This window comes from Novosphingobium sp., from assembly GCF_019748365.1.
Classification (GTDB): domain Bacteria; phylum Pseudomonadota; class Alphaproteobacteria; order Sphingomonadales; family Sphingomonadaceae; genus Novosphingobium.
This window is the reverse complement of the sequence record NZ_JAIEPN010000187.1, coordinates 1-19812: the sequence shown is the minus strand read 5'-3', so window position 1 is coordinate 19812 and position 19812 is coordinate 1. Positions and strand designations below refer to the sequence as shown.

Here is a 19812-nt window from a genome sequence, read left to right as displayed (position 1 = left end):
ATGGAATTCGTGGTCGCGCCGTTCGATGCGACCCGTTCGACTTATGCGTTTCGTCCGGAGAAAGCGTGATGGAAGACGTCTATATCATCGGGGCGGGCATCCACCCCTTCGGCCGCACTGACGGGCGCTCGGGCCGCGATCAGGGCGTCTATGCGGTGCGGCAGGCGATGGCCGATGCGGGCATCGAATGGACCGACGTCGGCTGCGCCTATGGCGGCTCGGCCGCGGCGGGCAGCGCGGATATCATGGTCAATGAGCTGGGGCTTACCGGCCTGCCGTTCATCAACGTTGCCAACGGCTGCGCGACGGGCGGCAGCGCGCTGGCTTCGGCGCGCAATGCCATCGCGGCGGGCGAATTCGACGTGGCGCTCGCGGTCGGTTTCGACAAGCACCCGCGTGGTGCGTTCAATGCCAAGCCGCGCGAATATGGTCTGCCCGAATGGTATGGCCAGACCGGCATGATGCTGACGACGCAGTTCTTCGCGCTGAAGATCCAGCGCTACATGCAGCTCTATGGAATCAGCCGCGAAACGCTGGGCCGCGTGGCCGAGAAGGCTTTCCGCAACGGCGTCCATGCCGAACACGCCTGGCGCCGCTCGCCGGTCGATCTGGAAACCATCCTGAACTCGCCAATGGTGAACGATCCTCTTACGAAATACATGTTCTGCGCGCCTGCCGAAGGCGCCGTCGCGCTGATCCTCGCCAGCGGCAAGAAGGTGCGCGAACTGGGCGCTGATGCGGTCAAGATCGCCAGCGTGGCCGTTCGCACCCGCCCGCCCGGCTCGTTCGAAGTCTTCGCGCCTTCGGTCGATATCGAGAACGGCGGCAAGCCGACGATCCTCGCCTCCAAGGCCGCGTTCGAGCAGGCGGGCATCGGGCCGGAGGATATTTCGGTCGCCCAGCTGCAGGATACCGAATCCGGCGCCGAGATCATGCACATGGCCGAAAACGGCTTCTGCAAGGATGGCGATCAGGAGCAATGGCTTCGCGAGGGCCGTACCGAGATCACCGGCAAGCTGCCCGTCAACACCGATGGCGGCTGCCTTGCCTGCGGCGAACCGATCGGCGCGTCGGGCCTGCGGCAGGTTTACGAAAACACCGTGCAGCTGCGCGGACGCGGCGGCGGGCGGCAGGTGCCCGGGAGCCCCAAGGCGGCCTACAGCCACGTCTACGGCGCACCGGGCCTTTCCGGCGTGTGCATCCTGGAGCGCTGATCAATGGGGAAGATGACCGGCAAGGTCGCCCTGATTTCGGGCGGCGCGGAAGGTATTGGCGGCACGGTCGCGGCGCTGTTCGTGGCGGAAGGCGGCAGCGTGATGCTGGGCGACTTGCAGCTCGACAAGGCCAAGGCCCATGCAGCGACGCTGGGCCCCAATGCCGATGCGGTGCAGCTTGATGTGCGCAGTCTGGAGCAGTGGGAAGCGGCGGTTGCGGCGACCCTGGCGCGCTTCGGCAAGCTGACGACGCTGTGCAACATCGCGGGCATTTCCGAACCGGGGAACACCGTCGACGTCGATCTCGATAGCTGGCACCGGCATATCGATATCAATCTTACCGGTAGCTTCTATGGCTGCCGCGCCGCGATCCCGGCACTGGCGGCTTCGGGCGAAAACGCCACGATCGTCAACATCGGCTCGATGCTGGCGCACCGCGCTTCGGGCAATATGGCGGCCTATTGCGCCTCCAAGGCGGGCGTGACGCACCTCACCAAGACGGTGGCGCTCGATTGCGCCGAGCGCGGCCTCAAGATCCGCGCGAACACCGTGCATCCCGGCGCGATCCGCACGCCGATGTACAACCGCTATCTCAACGCGGGCGGCGCGACGCCGGAGCAGATCGAGGCGGTCATGGCCTCCGCCCACCCGATGGGCCGCGTGGGCGAGCCCGATGAAGTGGCGCGCGCGATCCTGTTTCTGAGCTGCGAGGATTCGAGCTTCACCAGCGGCACCGACCTGAATGTCGATGGAGCCAGCGCGATCCGCAGCTAACACGAGATTACTCGCTGCACCGGCCGCAGAGCCGGGCAGCTTCCACCCAAGAGGAGAGAGGCGAAATGGCACTGGTATCCGTCGTGGGCGCAACCGGCCGGCAGGGGCTGGCACAAGTGCGCCAGCTTGTCGCTGCAGGGCATCAGGTGCGCGCGCTTTCGCGCAACGAGAAGCCCGATCTCGGGCCGACCAACGCCGATATCGAAACCCGCGTGATCGATCTCTATGACCGGTCGACCTACACCAAGGCGCTCGAAGGCTCGGACGCGGTGTTCTACAACCACCCGCTGCAGCTGCGCGATTCCCGCGCCGAACTCGCGGGCTGGATCGGCGAGGCGGCGAAGGAAGTCGATGCCAAGCGCTTCGTCTGGAATACGTCGAGCTGGATCCCGGACAAGCCCGGCGATGCCTTTACCTATGCCGGCAACACCGCGGGCATCAACGCGCTGTTCCGCTCGGGCGTCCCGGCCACGGTGTTCGGCTCGGTGCTGTTCATGGACAACCTGCTGACCAACTGGGCGCGCCCGTTCATCGTTCACGAAAAGCGCTACGTATATCCGCACAAGCCGACGCTGGGCGCGAACTGGATCAGCCTGGATGATGTCGCCAAGATCATGATCCACGCGATGGACCGGCCGGACATGGAAGGCACCTGGATGAACATCGGCGGGCCGGAGCGCCTGCTGCCGCCGCAGGTCGCGCAGATCCTTTCGGACCACTTCGGCCACACGATCAAGTACGATCCCTGCACGCCGGAAGAGTTCGGCGATCTGCTGGTCGCTGCGCTGGGCGATTCCATGCCTGAAGCCGAACGCAAACCGTTCTCGGCCGGCATCGCGGCGTTCTACAACTACAACAACAACGCGCCGACCAAGCCCTTCGAAGTCAACACCGAGGCGATGATGGAACGCCTGCCGGGGGTCGAGCTGGAAACGCTGGCGCAATGGGTGGCGCGGCAGGACTGGTCTGATACCGCGCACCGGCCTTCGGCGGGGTAAGCGCTCAGGCGCGCGCCGCCAGCCAGCGGCGCGTCGCCTCCGCCACCGCCTTCGCGCGTTCGCCCGGATCGGGGAGGCCGTCACGCAGCGCTTTCGAGCGCAGCTCGATGCTGAGCGGGATGCCGGGCGGAAGGCCCCTGTACATGTCCGCCAGCGGCAGCGCGCCTTCGCCGCATTGTTCGCGGAGGTCGATGGCGTCGGTGATGATGGCGCCGAAATTGGCCGGATCGGGGCGCTTCGCAGGCGCATCGCAGAACTGCGCATAGGGCAGCAGTTCGCGCGGAATCTTCGCCAGATCGGCGACCGGGCTCAGCGAGCGGTCGACATGGATCGGATCGATCAGCAGCGCGCGCAGCGGGTGGCCGACCTGATCGAGCACGCCGAGCGCCATTGCGAGCGTCTTCACCTCGGTGAAGATGCCGAACTCCAGCGCGACCCGCATGCCGGTGCCTTCGGCATGGACGCAAAGCTCATGCAGACGCGCGGCGGTTGCGGCCATGTCCGGCTCTGACGAGACGCACAGTACGTTCTTTGCGCCCAGTTCCGCGCCGACGTCGATCACCTTCTTGTGCAGGCCCATATCGCTGCCCGGCTGGATCCAGATCACCTCGACATCGAGCAGCGGCAGGCCGGTATCCGCCAGCGCGGCGCGGGCCTCGCGGGTCTGCGTGTCCGTCCAGGTCGCGGGATCGACCCAGAGCCCGACCTGATCGAAACCGCCGACCTCAGCCGCACGGATGGTCTCGACCGGGCCGAATTCGGGGACGACGCCCGAGGCGAGGCTGATCGGGTTCATCAGATCGAGCTGCCGCCGTCGATGCGGAATTCGGCGCCTGTGGTGAAGGTGGATTCGTCGGACGCGAGATAGACCGCGATGGCAGCGATTTCCTCCGGCGTGCCGATGCGGCCGATGGGGTGGACGGCGACCCAGCCGGCGTAGACTTCATCCGGGTTCGGCACCTGCGCCAGCACCTTGTCGAGGATCGGGGTGCGGATCACGCCGGGGTGGATCGAGTTGCAGCGGATGCCGTAGCCGCTCTTGCCGCAGTGCGCGGCGATGGATTTGGTCATGTGCGCGACCGCCGCCTTGGCGCCGTTGTAGGCGACGAGATCGGCATTGGCGCGGATGCCTGCGAGCGAGGACATGTTGATGATCGAGCCGCCGTTCGCCTTCATCTTGGCGACGGCATACTTGCAGCCGAGGAACACGCCGACGACGTCGATCTCGAACTCGTGGCGGAACTGTTCGAGCGTGACCTGCTCGATATTGCCCGCAGTGGTGATCCCGGCGTTGTTGATCACGCAATCGAGCGTCTCGATGCCATCGAAGGTGGCGGCCCAATCGGCTTCCTGCGTCACATCGAGGTGGATGTAGCGGGCCTTGTCGCCCAGTTCGGCGGCAAGTGCCTCGCCCCCGGCGTCATCGATATCGGCGATCACGACGCTGGCCCCTTCGGCGACAAAGCGCTTTGCCATTGCGGCGCCGAGGCCCGATGAGCCGCCGGTGATAAGGGCGGTCTTGCCGTTCAGTCGCATCAAGTTCTCTCCCATCTCTATTTTCTCTTAATTCCAAATACATCCCGTTCGTATCGAGCGAAGTCGAGACACCTGGCGCGGCGTGCGGTGTCTCGACTTCGCTCGACACGAACGGGGGCGGGTCAGCTTGCCGGATCGACCCGTTCCCAGTCATGGTAGGCCTGCCGTGCGACGATGATCCATTGGCCATTGCGCCTTTCCATGCGGTCGCAGTAGCGCCCTGCAACGATCCAGTCGGTGGCCTTGCCCCCCGTCGGCACGGGGGTGCCCTCCATGTGGCCGGCCTCGATGAAGTGGTAGGCAACGAAGTTGGCCTCGGTCTCCACGCTCAGGCCATCCTCGGCGAAGGCGAAGTGCACATTGCCGATGGTGTGGTGCGTCGCGGGGATCGTGCCCAGCACGGCACTGGCAAAACCGATAAACGCGTCCGGCGATCCGACGAAGGTGGAATGGCGGTGGACATGGTCGTCGGCGAAGCACGAGCGCACCAGCGCCCAGTCTTTCCGGTCGATTCCCTTGCAATAGCGGTGGAGCAGATCGCGGATCTCCTCGCGCGCCAGCAGCTCTTCGACGGTCACTGCCACGGCCCCACCCCTCTCTTTTGCTAGTAACGTCTGCCTAGCATCCGGGGTGAATTGGTGGGAACTTGGCAATAATGAGAGGAAGCCGGAAAATGGGCAGATTAGCTGGAAAAGTGGCGATCATCACCGGCGCGGCCAAGGGCCTCGGCGAGGCGGATGCGCGGATGTTCGTGCGCGAGGGTGCGCGGGTGATCCTGACCGATGTCGACCGCGAGAACGGCGAGCGGGTCGCTGCCGAGCTCGGCGCAATGGCCGAGTTCCAGTACCTTGATGTGCGCCACGACGCCGAGTGGAAGGCGCTGGTCGACGATGTCGTCGCGCGGCACGGCAAGCTTGATGTGCTGGTGAACAATGCCGGCGTGGTCGAGCTGGGCGATATCGAGACGCAGACCGAGAAGGACTACCGCTTCATCATGGCGGTGAGCGCGGACGGCACCTGGTTCGGCTGCCAGCACGCGGTGCGCGTGATGAAGGAGACGGGGGGCGGCTCGATCGTCAACATGGCCTCGATCGCCTCGGTACAGGGCGAAAGCGCGGTTGCAGCATATTGCGCAGCAAAAGGCGCGGTGGAGGGGCTCACGCGCGCGGTCGCGGTGCATTGTGCGCGTCAGGGCTACAACATCCGCTGCAACTCGATCCACCCGGCGGGCATCCTCACGCCGATGGTGATCGAGGTCGGCCGGCAGGCGGCGCTGATGCGCGGTGCGGAAGAGGCGCTCAATGGCGGGGCTGCAACGAAGCTCGGCGAGCCTGACGACATTGCCTACACGGTGGTGTTCCTCGCCTCGGACGAGAGCAAGTTCATCAACGGCGCGGCGATCCGCGTGGATGACGCAAAATCGGTGATCGCAGGTAACGCCTGATCACGCGGGCAGGGAAGGATCGGCATATGATGGATCAGCAGACGGTCGATACGATCAAGCGGCTGATGGAATGGGAAGCGGCCCGGACGGCACCGCCCGAAGGCTTCCCGCATCTGCCAGACATGCCCGCCGGGCGCTACACCAGCCAAGAGTACTACGACCTCGAGCAGCAGCACATCTGGAAGAAGAGCTGGCTGTTTGCCGCGCATCTCGATGAAGTGCCCGAGCCGGGATGCTTCCTGCAATGGGATAATGCCGGCCAGCCGCTGATTATCGTCCACGGCATGGATGGCGTGGTCCGCGCCTTCTACAACACCTGCCGCCACCGCGGTGCGCCGGTCGTCACCGCGCTGCGCGGGCGCAGCCCCCGCCTGATGTGCGGCTATCACAACTGGACCTACAAGACCGACGGCGAGCTCGTCGGCATTCCGGAATCGCAGGATTTCGGGAGCGATTTCGATAGATCGTGCCGCAGCCTGATCGGCGTGCGCTGCGAGATGTACGGCAAGCTGATCTACGTGAACCTCGACGACAATGCCGTCAGCTTGCGCGAGTGGATGGGGCCGATCTGGGACGAGTGGGAGGAGTTCGGCTTCGACCGGATGCGGCTCGCCTCGCGCCAGTCGTTCGATCTCAAGTGCAACTGGAAGGTGGCGATGGAGGCCAACATGGAAGTCTACCATGTGCCCTTCATCCATGCCCAGACGGTGGCGCCGCTGGTCGATCACAAGCGCAATGTGAACACGATGTTCCCGGGCGGTCACGCGCGGATGATCGCGCCGCCGCCGAAGAACACCAACCGAGAAACCGTTCGTGCAATCGATAATCCCCCCGAATGGCAATCGGTGGAGACGGTCGGTGAGCTCGGGCGGACGACCACACAGAGCTACACGGTGTTTCCCAACTGGGTCTCCCCGCTCTCCAACTTCTTCATTCCGCCGCTGATCTTCTGGCCAACCTCGCTTAATACCACCCGGCTCGAACTGATCACCATGGCGCTCGACTGGGGTGACGGGCCGGTGCCCGACCTGTGGACCGAGCCCGACGGCAAGGGCGGGCGCCGAATGAACGCGATCATCCAGGAAGACACCCAGTTCGGCGAAGCGATCCAGAAGTCGATGGAAAGCGACGGCTTCAAGTCGGTGCCGCTGAGCTATCAGGAAGCGCGCATCTACAGCTTCCACCAGAATTGCGACAAGATGATCGGGCTCGACCGCGTTCCGGCGCACCTCGCCGTGAAGCAGGTGATCGGCAAGGAATGGGTCTGGCCGAACGATCCGCGCGTCGCACAAATGGAACGGCAGGTCGAAACCGCATGAGCATTCTGGACGGGTTCCGCATCGACGGGCAAGTCGCGGTCGTCACCGGTGCGGGCAAGGGGATCGGCCGCGCCATTGCGATTGCGCTGGCCGAGGCGGGGGCGGATGTGGCGCTCGGCGCGCGCACCGCGGCGGATATCGAAGCCGTGGCCGAGGAAATCCGCGCGCGCGGACGGCGGGCGCTGGCCGTGCCGACCGACGCCACATCGATGGCTGCGCTGGAAAACCTCGCCGCACGGGCGGCGGAGGCGCTTGGCCCTATCGGCATCTGGGTGAACAACGCGGGCGGCATTCCCGATGGCAATCCGCGCTATCTCACCAGGACCACCGAAGCGAGCTGGGACGCGCAGGTCGATCTCAATCTCAAGGCCGTGTGGATGGGCGCGGTTGTCGCGGCCAAGGCGATGGGTGAGGCGGGCGGGGTGATCCTCAGCACGTCGTCGCGCGCGGCCCATGGTCCGCAGGCTAAGAACGGACCCTATGCGGCGGCCAAGGCCGGGGTGAACAGCCTGACGCAGACCCTCGCGCGCGAACTCGCGCCGAAGATCCGGGTGAACGCGGTTGCACCGGGTCCGATCCCCACGCAGAACTTTAACGAGTGCATGCGCACCGGCGACGAGGCTTCGCGCGAGGCGCTGCGCGAGATGATCCGCATCCCGCTCCAGCGCTATGGCCGCGAAGAAGATATCGCGGCGGCAGCGGTCTATCTCTGCTCGCCGGCCTCGGGCTGGGTCACGGGCCAGTGCCTCTTTGTCGACGGGGGGCTGTGAGGTGAGCGAGAGCACCGACGTCCTCATCATCGGCGCCGGTGCTGCCGGGATGGCGGCGGCGCTTTCCGCGCATGCTGCAGGCGCTGAGGTCATGCTTGTCGAGAAAGGTGATCGGCTCGGCGGCACCGCGGCGGTTTCAGGCGGGATCATCTGGGCGGCGAACAATCCGCGGATGCAGGCCGCCGGACTGGCCGACAGCGAGGAAGACGCGCTCGCCTATTTCGGCAGCCTCGATCACGGCGAGATGGAGCCCGAAGTGCTGGGCGCCTTCGTGCGCGAGGCGCCGGGCGCGCTGGCGTTTCTGGAGGAGGCGGGCGCACTCGCCGTCAGCATCCTGCCGGGTTATCCCGACTATTATCTCGACCGGCCCGGCGCAAAGCCCGAAGGCGGACGCGCGCTTGATAACGAACTGTTCGATTTCACCACGCTGGGGCCGTGGGCGGAGAGAGTGTTCAGCGACGGCGTGATCCAGCGCATGATGCTGCGCGAAACGCCGCTTGGCGGCAGCAGCGGGTTTGTCGATCCGGCAGAGCTGAAGCGCCGCGCGGATGCGGACTTGCGCGGGTTCGGGCAGGCGATGGTCGGGCGGCTGCTCGCCGCCTGCCTTGCGCGCGGGATCGAGCCGCAGCTCGGCATGAAGGCCGAGCGGCTGATCATGGAAGCGGGCCGCGTGGTCGGCGTCGCCTTTGCGGGAGGGCGCAGCATAACCGCAGCACGCGGTGTCATTCTGGCGACCGGCGGGTTCGAGTGGGACGAGGCGCTCAAGAAGACCTTCCTGCGCGGTCCGCTCGATATGCCTGCCTCGCCTCCTGGCAATACCGGTGACGGGCTGAAGCTTGCCATGTCCGTCGGGGCAGGGCTGGGCAACATGACTTCGGCGTGGTGGGTGCCGACACTGTCCATCGGCGGCGCGCACTGGCCGGGCGGCGAGCAGCGCGCCAGCCCGGTGCTGATCGAACGCACTCTGCCTCACAGCCTGCTGGTGAACCGCGCGGGCAAACGCTTTTGCAACGAGGCGATCAACTATTCCTCGCTGGCCGGGGCCTTCCACCTGTTCGATCCCGCGACTTACGATTATCCCAACAATCCGGCATGGCTCGTGTTCGATGCGCAGTACCGCGCGCGCTATCCGATCGGGCCGGTGATGCCCTTCGATGCCCTGCCGGAATGGGTCTTTACGGGCGATACGCTCGAGGAACTGGCCGCGAAGATCGGTGTTGATGCTGCACAATTGCTGCAGACGGTGGAGTGCTTCAATGCCCATGCTGCAAGTGCCGAGGACCCTGATTTCGGGCGCGGTCTCAGCAAGTATGATCACTTCTATGGAGACCGCTCACGGCCCGGTGCTGCGGCCACGCTTGGTCCGCTGGTGCAGGGACCGTTCCATGGCGTGCAGCTGAAGCTTGGCGCGCTCGGGACCAATGGCGGCGCGCGTACCAATGCGGCGGCGCAAGTGCTCGATGTGAGCGGCGAACCCATCCCCGGGCTCTATGGCGCGGGCAATGTGATCGCCTGCCCCACGGGCAGCGTCTATGCGGGCGCGGGGGGCACGCTCGGGCCGGCGCTGACGTTCGGTTGCATCGCGGGGCGGACCGCGGCGCGTTTGGCCAATCAATAAGGACATCGATATGAAACGCATTCTGGTGCTGGGCGCGACGGGCGACCAGGGGCATCCGCTGCTGACGCGCCTTATCGCGGCGGGGCTCACTCCGGTCGCCGCACTGCGCAATCCCAAGGCGCTTGCGGGCACCGAGTTCGCCGATGTCGAAACCGTGGCCGCGGATATCTATGACGAGGCCTCGATGATCGGGGCGGCGAGGGGCATGGACGCGATTGCCGCGCACCTGCCCTTCGTGTTCGACCGCGATCTGGCGCAGAAAATGGGGGCGAATATTGCGGCGGCCGGCAAGGCGAACGGCGTGAAGCGCATTGTCTTCCACACCAGCTGCCATATCGCCGAGGAGGATATCGGCAGCCCGGCGATGGATGGGCGGCGCGATATCATCGCGGCGATTGCGGGTAGCGGCTGCGAATGGGCCATCATCGAATCGCGCGTGTTCATGGACAACATGATCCGGAGCTGGAACAAGCCCGGCATCGTCAACAAGGGGATATTCGCCTACCCAGCCAAGCCCGACCTCAGGATTTCGTGGATCTGCCTCGATGATGTGGCGGCCTTCATGGTCGAGGCGCTGACCAATCCCGATCTGCGCAGCGGGCGCTACAAGGTGGGCGGGCCCGAGGCGCTGGTGGGCGACGAAGTAGCGGCGATCCTGAGCAAGGTTTCAGGCAAGGCAATCGCGTTCAAGAGCCTGACGCCGGACGACTTTGCCTCGGCGATGAGCCTGCTGGTGACGGGTTCGCCCGATGTGAAGCCGCTCTCGATCTATGACGGGATGGCGCAGTTCTACCGCTGGTACAATGCGCAGCCGGTCTCTCCGCTGGTGGTTGCGCCTGAGGAAATGGCGCAGGCTTTCCGGCACAAGCCCGCGAGCCTTGCGACATGGGCCGCGCGGCAGGACTGGAACGATCCGCGCGATCCGGCGCTAGCAACCCGGATGGCGGGGATGGCGCGTTAGGCCCTGCCCTTTGGGGCTCATTCAATTCGGTAGGTCCGGATGTGCGGCGGTGCCGCTAGTCTCGCCCCCAAGACAACTTCTCCGGGAGATTCCGACGTGACCGATACCCGCCAATGGCTGCTCAATGGACACCCGCGCGGCCGTCCGATCAACGATGACGACCTGAAGCTGGTGACGACCTTGCTGCCCGAGCCGGGGCCGGGGCAGATGCTGCTGAAGACGCATTATCTGGGCTTCGATCCGGCGCAGAAGGGCTGGATGGAAAACATCGCGGATTATGTCGCGCCGATGGCGATTGGCGATGTCATGCGCGGCTCGGGCATCACCGAAGTCGTCGCGAGCAACGGCGGCAAGTTCCCGGTCGGCACCATGCTCTCGGGCTCGATCGTGTGGAGCGAGTACCTGATCCACGACGGCGAGGGACTTATTCCCTGCATGCCCGATCTGCCGCCGACGGCGATGCTCTCGATCCTCGGCACCACGGGCGTGACAGCGTACTGCGGCCTGTTCAAGGTGGGGGAGCCGGTGGCGGGCGATGTCGTCGTCGTCTCGGGCGCGGCAGGCGCGACGGGTTCGATTGTCGGCCAGCTCGCCAAGATCGCCGGCTGCACGGTGATCGGCATCGCCGGCGGGCCGGAAAAGTGCGAGTGGCTCGTCAAGGAAGCGGGCTATGACCATGCCATCGACTACAAGGCCGGGCCGATCCGCGCTCAGCTCAAGGAACTCGCGCCGCACGGCATCAACGTGATCTTCGACAATGTCGGCGGCAAGATTCTCAACGACATGCTGGCCCTGATCGCCACCAATGCGCGCGTGGTTATCTGCGGCGGGATCAGCCGCTACGAGACCGGCAACCTTCCGGCGGGGCCTGAAAACTACTTCAACCTCGTGTTCCGCCGCGCGCGGATGCAGGGCTTCATCGTGCTCGACTGGGCCAGCGAGTTCCCGGACATCCGTCGCCGGCTGGTCAAATGGGTCAATGAAGGCCGCCTCGCCTACCGCGAGGACGTGCAGCACGGCTTCGAAAATGCACCGGCCACCTTGCAGCGGCTGTTCTCGGGTTCCAACAAGGGCAAGCAGCTGCTCAAGCTGTGACGATCAGGAGATAAGACCATGGCGACTGTTGCGATTACCGGTGCTGCCCGGGGTATTGGTCTTGAGCTTGCTGTGCAGCATGTTGCAGCAGGCGATACCGTGATTGCCCTGCCGCGCAAGGCCAGTGCGGCGCTGGAAGAACTCGCGGCCTCCTCGGGCGGTAAGCTTTCGATCCACTTGTGCGATGTGGCAAGCGATGCCTCGGTGCGCGCGGCTGCGGCTTCCAGCGGATCTGGCCCGATCGACGTGCTCTACAACGTGGCCGGCGTGACCGGCCCGATGGCGAACGAGCTGGAAGGCGCCGACTGGGACGCGTGGAACGAGGCCTTCGCGATCATGGTGCAAGGCCCGCTGCGCGTGCTGCAGGCGTTTCTGCCGCGGCTTGGCGAGGGCGCTCGGGTGATCAACATCACCAGCCAGCTCGGCGCGATGGCCTGGCCGATGGGCGGCATGTATGCCTATGCCTCCGCCAAGGCGGCGCTCAACCGCCTGATGCGGTCGGTCGCGATCGATCTCAAGCCCAGGGGGATCGTCATTGGCCTCATCCATCCGGGCTGGGTCCAGACCGACATGGGCGGGCCGCATGCGCAAATCACGCCCGAGGAAAGCGCCACCGGCATCCGCAAGCTGGGCGCGGAATGGACGCTTGACGATACTGGCGCATTTCTCAAGTGGAACGGCGAAGTCCACGACTGGTGAATTCGCCGCCAGAGCCGGAGCCGCTGTTCGACGCGCAGTTTGAAGGCTGCGTGATCGAATGGCGCGGCCCGGCTCCCTATCTCTTCATCGCCGTGCCGGACGGCCTGGTGGATGATCTGCGCCATGCGGCGCGTCTTGCGAGCTATGGCTGGGGCGTTGTGCCCGTCACCGCGATGGTCGATGGGATCGCCTACACGACCTCGCTTTTTCCGCGCAGCAAGGGCTACGTTCTGCCGGTCAGGAAAACGGTGCAGAAGGACGCGGGCGTGGGCTTCGGCAGCATGGTCTCCGTCCGGATAACCGTGTCCTGATGGCCTTGGTCACGCCTCCTTCACAGTTCCGGCACATCTGCCTGTTTACCTATCAAAAGTGCTGAAATCCGGGATAAAGAGTTGAGCCGGAGGACGGAATTGGTACCCTGCTTCCCATCTGCCGACCCCCAGAAGAATCCGGGCGGCGAAGCCATGAAGCGGGAGAGGGAAGATGCGCCAGACTGATTGGGTGCGACGGGAATTTCTTTCGGGCACGGCGCGCGTCGCCGTTGTTGCGATGCTTGTGCCTGGCGCTCTGCTGGCGGCAAGCCCGGCAATGGCCGCCGATGAAGCGGCCGCTCCGCCGCAGTCTGGTGCCTCGGCCGAAACGCCTGCCGCGAGCGGCGTCGAGGACATCATCGTGACCGCCCGTCGCCGCTCGGAAAGTGTCCAGAGCATCCCGGTTTCGGTCCAGGCGATCAGCGCCGCCACGGTGCAGGCGCGCGACCTTACGAGCCTTGAGAAAATTGCAGCGGCCACCCCGCAGTTCACCGTCGCACGTGCCTCGAACGGCGCCGGCGCCCAGCTTACACTGCGCGGTATCGGTTCGAACGCGACCTCGATCGGTATCGAGCAGTCGGTCGCGATCGTGGTCGACAGCGTCTATTACGGGCAAGGCCGCGTCATCAACGAGGGCTTCTTCGATCTGGCCCGCGTCGAGATCCTGAAGGGGCCGCAGGCGCTGTTCTATGGCAAGAACGCGACGGCCGGCGTGATCAGCCTGACCACCGCCGATCCGGGCAAGGACCGCGAGATCATGGCCCGCGTCGGCTATGAGGCCAATGCCCGCCAGCTCTACGGCGAAGTGGTCTATTCGACACCGCTCTCCGACGATTGGGGCCTGCGCCTTGCCGTGCGCGGTTCAAGAATGTTCGGCGGCTGGTATCGCAATGCGGCTGCCTCGCAGACCTACACCACTTTCGACACGGCCAACGGTTTTGCACCCTCCACGCTGACGGCCGCCGCATCTGCGGCGAACCAGCCGCAGGAACGCGAACTGATCGGCCGCGCCACGCTGAAGTATGATGGCGGCGGCGGCCTCACTGCCACGCTCAAGGCTTCGGGCTCGTGGAACGACACGATCGGCAACGGCTGGAACTATTCGGCGGTGCGCTGCCCGACCGGCGTGACCGCGATCAACCCCGCCTACAAGTGCGATGGCGGCTTCAAGATCTACCAGAACAATTTCCCGCTGGAGATCGCCAAGGTGACGCCCTTCGCGCGTCAAAACGGCGATCTCTACAACACCTACAAGTCGTGGCAGGTGACGGGCACGCTCAACTACGACATGCAGAACCTGACCCTCAACTCGGTCACCAACTACAACTGGAACAACAACAAGTTCGGCTGCGACTGCGACTTCCTCGGCGGCCCAGTCTGGGCGACGGAGAACGCCAGCTACCACGCCTTCAGCCAGGAACTGCGCGCGCTGACCAAGTTCGATACGCCGGTCAACGTGATGTTCGGCGGGCTTTATCAGAAGACCAAGCGCACCTTCTTCCAGACGGTGCTGTTTGCCGGCAGCGAGAACTCGGCGGCGCCCACCGGCATGCGCTATGTCTCCTATGCCAAGGATTCGGCCACCGATGGCGAGACCTGGTCGGCCTATGGTCAGCTCATCTGGAAAATCGCGCCCACGCTCGAGGCCACCGGCGGTGTGCGCTACACGCACGAAACCAAGAAGAGCTTCTTCACCCAGCCTTACGTCAATCCGGGCCTGACGTTCCTGTTCCGCCCGCAGAGCGCGGCAAAGGACGGCACGCTGCTGGGGGATCAGACCTTCAACGACTGGTCGCCGGACGTCACGCTGAGCTGGAAGCCGACGTCGGACATCATGGTCTACGGCGCCTACAAGACCGCCTACAAGTCGGGCGGTTTCTCCAACAGCGCGATCAACTCCTCGCTTGTCACCAATAACCCCAGCGCCGACCTCGCTTTCAATCCCGAGCGGGGCCGAGGCTTCGAGGCGGGCATCAAGACGACCCTGTTCGACCGCCAGCTGCGCGCCAACCTGACGCTCTACAGCTACAAGTATACCGATCTGCAGATCGACTTCTTCAACTCGCAGGTCTTTGCCTACGTCACCTACAACGCCGGTGCGGCGCGGTCGAAGGGTGTGGAACTCGAGCTGGAATATGCACCGCGCGCAGTCCCTGGCCTCTCGATCCATGGCTCGCTCAACTACAACCGGGCGCGCTACATCGATTTCATCGCGCCGTGCTGGTCGGGCCAGAGCATTGCGGCGGGCTGTTCGCTGCGGGTGAATGGCATCGAGCGGCAGGATCTTTCGGGCGCGCCGACCTCGGCCGCGCCGGAATGGACGTCCACCGCGGGTGTCTCGTATGAGACCGATATCGGCTCGAGCCTCAAGATCGGCGGCAACATCGATACGCGCACCTCGAGCTCGTACCTCGGTTCGAGTTTCGGCGATCCCTTCACGCGCCAGGGGGCCTACGCCGTAGTCGATGCGGGCATCCGGATCGGCGCGCAGAACGATCGCTGGCAGCTGGCCGTGATCGGCAAGAACCTCGGCAACAAGTTCTACTTCATCGGCGCAGGCACCGCGCCACTGACGGGCGCCGGAACCGGCACGAACAATGCGACGCTGGGCGATATCATCGGCTATGGTGCGATGCCGCGCACGGTGCGGATGCAAGTCACGATAAAGTATTGATGCGCTGTGGAGAAGGGCGGGAAGGAGCTTTGTCGGCATGAACCTTGAGACCAGCCTGCCCCTCCCCGCCGAGCCCGGCGCAGCCCGTTGCCCCGGCCCAAGCACGCGCGACATCATCCTTGCCGATGGTCAGGACGTGCCGCCCGCATTGATCGCCGAGGCTTATGCCTTCGCAGGCGATGCGGACATAGATTACGAGCGTTACACTTCGCCCGATTTCATGGCGCGCGAGTTTACCCATATGTGGGCGCACACCTGGCAATGGGCCGCGCGCGAGGAGCATATTCCCGAGGCGGGCGACTACATCACCTATGACATCGGGCCGTGGTCGATCCTGATCGTGCGCGGTGATGACATGCAGATCCGCGCCTATCGCAATGTCTGCCTGCACCGCGGCACGCAGCTCAAGCGGTCTGACACCAATGGCAATGCGGTGGAAATCCGCTGCCCCTTCCACGGCTGGCGCTGGTCCTTGGAGGGCGAACTGGTGCACCTCCCCTGCCGGTGGGATTTCCCGCATGTGAAGGACGAGGAATTCCAGCTGCCGCAAGTGCGGATGGAGACCTGGGGCGGCTTCGTGTTCATCAACCTCGATGACAATGCGCGGTCGCTCAAGGAGCAGCTTGGCCCGCTCGCCGAGCATTTCTCGGGGCGCTGGGATCTCGCCGACCGGCGGATTTCGCTGCACTTGCAGAAGGAGCTGCCGACCAACTGGAAGGCGGCGCAGGAGGCGTTCCTCGAGGCCTATCATGTCTACGAGACGCACGCGCAGGCGCTGCCGACGGCGGCGGATGCCAATGCGCAGTATGACCTGTTCAGCGATCATGTGACCCGCTTCGTGCACACCATCGGCGTGGCGAGCCCGCACTACACCGGGACGCAGACCGAGGCCGAGCTGTTCGACAAGCTGCGCGTGGGCGGCGGGCCGCTGCCGGAGGGACGCACGGCGCGATCTTATGCTGCACAATTGCTGCGCGAGCAGATGTCGGCTGATCTGGGCGTGCCGCTCGATCAGTATTCGGATAGCGAGATGCTCGATTCCATCGAATATCACCTGTTTCCTAACATGTGCCTGTTCCCGGGCGTCTCGCTGCCGATGATTTACCGGTTCCGGCCCATCGGCAACGATCCCTCGCGCTCGCTGTTCGATCTGATGTTCCTCAAGCTGGTGCCGCCGGGCACGCCCATCGAGCATCCGCCAGAGCCGGTGCGGCTTTCGGTCGAGCAATCCTATGCCGAGGCGCCGGGGATGAACCCGGGGCTGGGCGGGGTCTATGATCAGGATACCGACAATCTGGCGCTGCAGTATCAGGGCTTTCTCGGTTCGGCCAAGCGCGGGCAGACGCTGGGGAACTATCAGGAAGCGCGCATCCGGCAGTTTCACCAGACGCTTGATGCCTATCTGGCGAGGGACTGATGGACGCGCTTGATCGCCTCACTTCGTGGCAGGCCATTTATGACCTTTGCTGCGATTACATGCGCGCGCAGGACCGGCTTGATCCCGCGCTCCACATATCGGTTTTCCACGAGGATGCGACGACCGATTACGGCGCCGGCTGGAAGGGCGATGCGCCGGGGTTCGTGGACTTCGCGCAGAAAGTGCTGACGCCGCACAAGGCCAATCACCACATGATCGGGCAGGTCCGTATCGATTTCGAGAGTGGCGATCTGGCCTTTGGCGAGGTCTACTTTCAGGCGCACCACCGGATCGTGGCAGAAGGCGGCGAGCGGGACATGTTCGTCGCGGGCCGCTACGTCGATCGCTACGAGCGGCGCGCAGGGGTCTGGAAAATCGCGCACCGCAGCGAGCTTGTCGATTGGGTTCGCGACGAGCCCGCTGCCGATCTGCCGGGGGGCGAGACGATGTTTCCGTGGGGGGCAAGGGCGCCCCACGACTTGAGCTGCCGCCGCGAGGAGATGAGGCTGCGATGAGCAAGGTCCGCCCCGAAGAGCTCGCCGACCGGCTGGCGATCATGGACGTGCTCAGCCGCTATGCGCGCGGCATCGATCGCTGCGATCTGGCTGTGCTGCGCGAGGTTTGGTGGCCGGAAGCGGTCGCCGATTACGGCACGGGCGAGATCAATGCGCTGGAATGGTCTGACGGCGTTGTGCCGGCGCTTGCTGCGATGCGCCGCACGCAGCATTTCTTGGGAAATATGGTGATCGATATCGACGGTGCACATGCGACTGCCGAAACCTATTGCCGCGCCTGGCATGAAGTAGATGGGCCCGATGGTCCTTACGAGATGGAAGTCGGCGGGCGCTATCTCGACCGGCTCGAGCGGCGCGGCGACGACTGGCGGCTGCTGCACCGCCGCTATGTGCTCGATTGGAGCCGCAACGGCCCCTCGACCGCGCAGTGGGATGGGCCGCTCTATGGCACGCTGACCCGGCACGGCAAGCGCCTGCCCGACGACCCTCTCTACACCGGAGACTGACCTGATGGCCGCCGACCTTGATCCCCGCGTGGCGCTGCTGCTCGACAAGATGGCCTGCACCGAACTGGTCCACCGCCTCGCGCGCGGAATCGATCGCTGCGATGCGGACCTCGTGCGCGCGGTGTTCCACCCCGATGCGACTGACGATCACGGCATGTACCAGGGCACAGCGGCGGATTTCGTGCCGTGGGTGATGGAAGTGCTCGCCGGGATGCGCCGCACCCAGCACGTCATCGGCAACGTCCTCGTCGAAGTCGACGGCGACAAGGCCAAGGGCGAGGCCTATTTCATCGCGCACCATCATATCCCGGGCGGGAGCGGCGATACCTTCATGGTCGCGGCCGGGCGCTACCTCGACCGCTTCGAACGTCGGGACGGCGAGTGGAAGATTTCGCACCGCAATGCCGTCTACGATTGGAGCACGGTGGCTGCCTCCACCGACATGTGGGACCGCGCGAACATGCCGGGCTACGCTTTCGGGCAGCGCGGCCACGCCGATCCATCCTATACCCACTTCACTGGTGCCTGAGACAGGAGACCATCCCATGACCACGCAAGCTGAACTCGCCCGCGCCCGCGCCACATCGCTGGCAGATATCTCGCCGCTCGCTGATCCACCGCTGGGCAATGCCCCGATCACGCCGGATCGCTACTTCTCGAAGGAATGGGCGGACCGCGAGTGGGACAAGATCTGGACGCGGACCTGGCAGATCGCCGGTACGCAGGCGCAGATCCCCAAGGCAGGTGATTGGCTCACCGCTGATTTCGGCCCTGAAACCATCGTCTGCGTGCGCGGCGATGATGGCCAGGTGCGCGCGTTCTACAACGTCTGCCAGCACCGCGCGATGCCGGTTGTCTCGGGCGAGCAGGGCCATTCCAAGCGGCTTGTCTGCCCCTACCACGGCTGGTCCTACGATCTCACCGGCAAGCTCAAGGTCGTGCCGGATGAGGCCGACTTTGTGCAGGGCTCGCCCTGCGGCAAGCTCAACCTTGTCGAGGTAAAGTGCGAGACGTGGGCCGGGTTCGTGTGGATCAATATGGACCTGAATGCCGCCCCGCTGCGCCAGTTCATGGGTCCGATTGCCGATCAGATCGATACCTACCCGATGGACGCGATGGTCCGCACGCACTGGGTGACGATCGAGGGCAACTTCAACTGGAAGCTGGTGCAGGACAACTTCAACGAGAGCTATCACGTGCCCTTCGTCCATCCGCAGACGAAGTTCGTGATGGAATACGGCTACAGCCACTGCCAGTTCGATCTCTATCCCGAAGGCCACGCGCGCATGTTCATGCCCGGCGCCGGGCCGACCAAGCAGCTGCGCGGCGGTGAGGCCGAGACGCTGGAAATGCTACGCGAAGAGCTGGAGTTCTGGGACCTCGACCCTGAACAGTTCCGCGGCGGCAAGACCGGCGAGATCCGCAAGGCGCTGCAGAAGGCGAAGCGCGAAAAGGGCGCGTCGAAGGGCTTCGATTTCTCGACCTATCACGACGACCAGCTGACCGATCACTGGCACTACACGATCTTCCCGAACCTTTCGTTCAGCCTCAAGCCCGATGGCAACATCTGGCTGCGCGCCCGGCCGCACGAGACGGACCCTGAGAAGTGCTACTTCGACATGTGGTACATGACACTCTTCCCGGCAGGGACGACGCGCTACTACTCGCAGTCGATGTCCGAATGGGTCGACGTTTCGGTGCCCGCGCCGCATGTGCAGGGCAAGTGGGGCGAGGTTTCCGCCGGGCCCGGCATCGATCAGGATGTCTCGGTGTGGGAAGCGCAGCAGCGCGGGCTGCATTCGCGCGGCTACAAGCGCGACTACCTCGCGTGGCAGGAGCGCCGCGTGCGGTACTTCCACGAGAATCTGGAAAAGTGGATGGCGGACTAGACTCGTTTTCACTTAGGTTGAAGCATATCCGGAGTTTCTGAAGTAGTTTGCGCATTCCTGAGGCGGGAAGGC

General features: G+C 64.8%; 20 protein-coding genes. 17 read left to right on the top strand and 3 right to left on the bottom strand.

Going from position 1 to position 19812, the window contains the following annotated elements:
- Positions 1–65 precede the first annotated feature (65 nt).
- The 3 genes from K5Q19_RS20200 (at position 66) to K5Q19_RS20190 (ending at position 2986) form a co-directional block, all read left to right on the top strand.
- The gene (locus tag K5Q19_RS20200; protein WP_292948860.1) at positions 66–1214 is read left to right on the top strand and encodes a thiolase family protein; all 1149 of its coding nucleotides are present in this window, start codon (positions 66–68) and stop codon (positions 1212–1214) included.
- A 3-nt stretch (positions 1215–1217) separates the two neighbouring features.
- Positions 1218–1988, top strand: a complete 771-nt coding sequence (locus K5Q19_RS20195; RefSeq protein ID WP_292948856.1) for an SDR family oxidoreductase — start codon at positions 1218–1220, stop codon at positions 1986–1988.
- A gap of 65 nt (positions 1989–2053) precedes the next feature.
- Complete coding sequence (locus K5Q19_RS20190) at positions 2054–2986, top strand: NmrA family NAD(P)-binding protein (protein ID WP_292948854.1); 933 nt, start codon at positions 2054–2056, stop codon at positions 2984–2986.
- A gap of 4 nt (positions 2987–2990) precedes the next feature.
- Here the strand turns inward: K5Q19_RS20190 and K5Q19_RS20185 are convergent, their stop codons facing one another.
- The 3 genes from K5Q19_RS20185 to K5Q19_RS20175 form a co-directional block, all read right to left on the bottom strand.
- Positions 2991–3782: a TIM barrel protein gene (locus tag K5Q19_RS20185; RefSeq protein WP_292948852.1), complete on the bottom strand. Its 792-nt coding sequence runs from the start codon at positions 3780–3782 to the stop codon at positions 2991–2993.
- Positions 3782–4522: a glucose 1-dehydrogenase gene (locus K5Q19_RS20180; protein WP_292948858.1), complete on the bottom strand. Its 741-nt coding sequence runs from the start codon at positions 4520–4522 to the stop codon at positions 3782–3784. The genes K5Q19_RS20185 and K5Q19_RS20180 overlap by 1 nt, the downstream gene beginning before the upstream one ends.
- 122 nt (positions 4523–4644) lie before the next feature.
- Positions 4645–5106 carry a nuclear transport factor 2 family protein gene (locus tag K5Q19_RS20175; protein WP_292948849.1) on the bottom strand — a complete coding sequence of 154 codons (462 nt, stop codon included), beginning with the start codon at positions 5104–5106 and terminating at the stop codon, positions 4645–4647.
- Between the two features lie 89 nt (positions 5107–5195).
- Here K5Q19_RS20175 and K5Q19_RS20170 point away from each other — a divergent pair, with 89 nt between their 5' ends.
- The 14 genes from K5Q19_RS20170 (at position 5196) to K5Q19_RS20105 (ending at position 19740) form a co-directional block, all read left to right on the top strand.
- A complete protein-coding gene (locus K5Q19_RS20170) occupies positions 5196–5966 on the top strand; it encodes an SDR family oxidoreductase (RefSeq protein ID WP_292948846.1) in 771 nt (256 codons plus the stop codon).
- Positions 5967–5992: 26 nt separating this feature from the next.
- On the top strand, positions 5993–7285 hold the full coding sequence (locus K5Q19_RS20165; RefSeq protein WP_292948844.1) for an SRPBCC family protein: 1293 nt from the start codon (positions 5993–5995) through the stop codon (positions 7283–7285).
- Positions 7282–8055, top strand: a complete 774-nt coding sequence (locus K5Q19_RS20160) for an SDR family oxidoreductase (protein WP_292948841.1) — start codon at positions 7282–7284, stop codon at positions 8053–8055. The genes K5Q19_RS20165 and K5Q19_RS20160 overlap by 4 nt, the downstream gene beginning before the upstream one ends.
- 1 nt (position 8056) lies before the next feature.
- The gene (locus K5Q19_RS20155) at positions 8057–9673 is read left to right on the top strand and encodes an FAD-dependent oxidoreductase (protein WP_292948838.1); all 1617 of its coding nucleotides are present in this window, start codon (positions 8057–8059) and stop codon (positions 9671–9673) included.
- 10 nt (positions 9674–9683) lie between these two features.
- Positions 9684–10634 (top strand): NmrA family NAD(P)-binding protein, encoded by a 951-nt coding sequence (locus tag K5Q19_RS20150; protein WP_292948835.1) that lies wholly within the window; start codon positions 9684–9686, stop codon positions 10632–10634.
- 96 nt (positions 10635–10730) lie between these two features.
- Positions 10731–11729, top strand: a complete 999-nt coding sequence (locus tag K5Q19_RS20145) for an NADP-dependent oxidoreductase (RefSeq protein ID WP_292948832.1) — start codon at positions 10731–10733, stop codon at positions 11727–11729.
- An 18-nt stretch (positions 11730–11747) separates the two neighbouring features.
- A complete protein-coding gene (locus tag K5Q19_RS20140; protein ID WP_292948829.1) occupies positions 11748–12428 on the top strand; it encodes an SDR family NAD(P)-dependent oxidoreductase in 681 nt (226 codons plus the stop codon).
- Complete coding sequence (locus K5Q19_RS20135) at positions 12425–12739, top strand: DUF1905 domain-containing protein (RefSeq protein ID WP_292948826.1); 315 nt, start codon at positions 12425–12427, stop codon at positions 12737–12739. The genes K5Q19_RS20140 and K5Q19_RS20135 overlap by 4 nt, the downstream gene beginning before the upstream one ends.
- Before the next feature lie 172 nt (positions 12740–12911).
- Positions 12912–15413: a TonB-dependent receptor gene (locus K5Q19_RS20130; protein ID WP_292948823.1), complete on the top strand. Its 2502-nt coding sequence runs from the start codon at positions 12912–12914 to the stop codon at positions 15411–15413.
- Between the two features lie 37 nt (positions 15414–15450).
- Positions 15451–16830 (top strand): aromatic ring-hydroxylating dioxygenase subunit alpha, encoded by a 1380-nt coding sequence (locus K5Q19_RS20125; protein ID WP_292948820.1) that lies wholly within the window; start codon positions 15451–15453, stop codon positions 16828–16830.
- The gene (locus K5Q19_RS20120; RefSeq protein WP_292948817.1) at positions 16830–17345 is read left to right on the top strand and encodes a nuclear transport factor 2 family protein; all 516 of its coding nucleotides are present in this window, start codon (positions 16830–16832) and stop codon (positions 17343–17345) included. The genes K5Q19_RS20125 and K5Q19_RS20120 overlap by 1 nt, the downstream gene beginning before the upstream one ends.
- Positions 17342–17851: a nuclear transport factor 2 family protein gene (locus K5Q19_RS20115; protein WP_292948815.1), complete on the top strand. Its 510-nt coding sequence runs from the start codon at positions 17342–17344 to the stop codon at positions 17849–17851. Before K5Q19_RS20120 ends, K5Q19_RS20115 begins: the two co-directional genes overlap by 4 nt.
- A gap of 4 nt (positions 17852–17855) precedes the next feature.
- Positions 17856–18380 carry a nuclear transport factor 2 family protein gene (locus tag K5Q19_RS20110; RefSeq protein WP_292948812.1) on the top strand — a complete coding sequence of 175 codons (525 nt, stop codon included), beginning with the start codon at positions 17856–17858 and terminating at the stop codon, positions 18378–18380.
- A gap of 16 nt (positions 18381–18396) precedes the next feature.
- Entirely contained in the window at positions 18397–19740 is a 1344-nt protein-coding gene (locus K5Q19_RS20105) for an aromatic ring-hydroxylating dioxygenase subunit alpha (RefSeq protein ID WP_292948809.1), read from the top strand.
- Positions 19741–19812 lie beyond the last annotated feature (72 nt).

Bases quoted from the DNA above. Each gene is read 5' to 3' on its own strand.
- K5Q19_RS20195 (WP_292948856.1), top strand. From the start codon at position 1,218: ATGGGGAAGATGACCGGCAAGGTCGCCCTGATTTCGGGCGGCGCGGAA.
- K5Q19_RS20190 (WP_292948854.1), top strand. From the start codon at position 2,054: ATGGCACTGGTATCCGTCGTGGGCGCAACCGGCCGGCAGGGGCTGGCA.
- K5Q19_RS20185 (WP_292948852.1), bottom strand. From the start codon at position 3,782: ATGAACCCGATCAGCCTCGCCTCGGGCGTCGTCCCCGAATTCGGCCCG.
- K5Q19_RS20180 (WP_292948858.1), bottom strand. From the start codon at position 4,522: ATGCGACTGAACGGCAAGACCGCCCTTATCACCGGCGGCTCATCGGGC.
- K5Q19_RS20170 (WP_292948846.1), top strand. From the start codon at position 5,196: ATGGGCAGATTAGCTGGAAAAGTGGCGATCATCACCGGCGCGGCCAAG.
- K5Q19_RS20165 (WP_292948844.1), top strand. From the start codon at position 5,993: ATGATGGATCAGCAGACGGTCGATACGATCAAGCGGCTGATGGAATGG.
- K5Q19_RS20160 (WP_292948841.1), top strand. From the start codon at position 7,282: ATGAGCATTCTGGACGGGTTCCGCATCGACGGGCAAGTCGCGGTCGTC.
- K5Q19_RS20150 (WP_292948835.1), top strand. From the start codon at position 9,684: ATGAAACGCATTCTGGTGCTGGGCGCGACGGGCGACCAGGGGCATCCG.
- K5Q19_RS20140 (WP_292948829.1), top strand. From the start codon at position 11,748: ATGGCGACTGTTGCGATTACCGGTGCTGCCCGGGGTATTGGTCTTGAG.
- K5Q19_RS20130 (WP_292948823.1), top strand. From the start codon at position 12,912: ATGCGCCAGACTGATTGGGTGCGACGGGAATTTCTTTCGGGCACGGCG.
- K5Q19_RS20125 (WP_292948820.1), top strand. From the start codon at position 15,451: ATGAACCTTGAGACCAGCCTGCCCCTCCCCGCCGAGCCCGGCGCAGCC.
- K5Q19_RS20120 (WP_292948817.1), top strand. From the start codon at position 16,830: ATGGACGCGCTTGATCGCCTCACTTCGTGGCAGGCCATTTATGACCTT.
- K5Q19_RS20115 (WP_292948815.1), top strand. From the start codon at position 17,342: ATGAGCAAGGTCCGCCCCGAAGAGCTCGCCGACCGGCTGGCGATCATG.
- K5Q19_RS20110 (WP_292948812.1), top strand. From the start codon at position 17,856: ATGGCCGCCGACCTTGATCCCCGCGTGGCGCTGCTGCTCGACAAGATG.
- K5Q19_RS20105 (WP_292948809.1), top strand. From the start codon at position 18,397: ATGACCACGCAAGCTGAACTCGCCCGCGCCCGCGCCACATCGCTGGCA.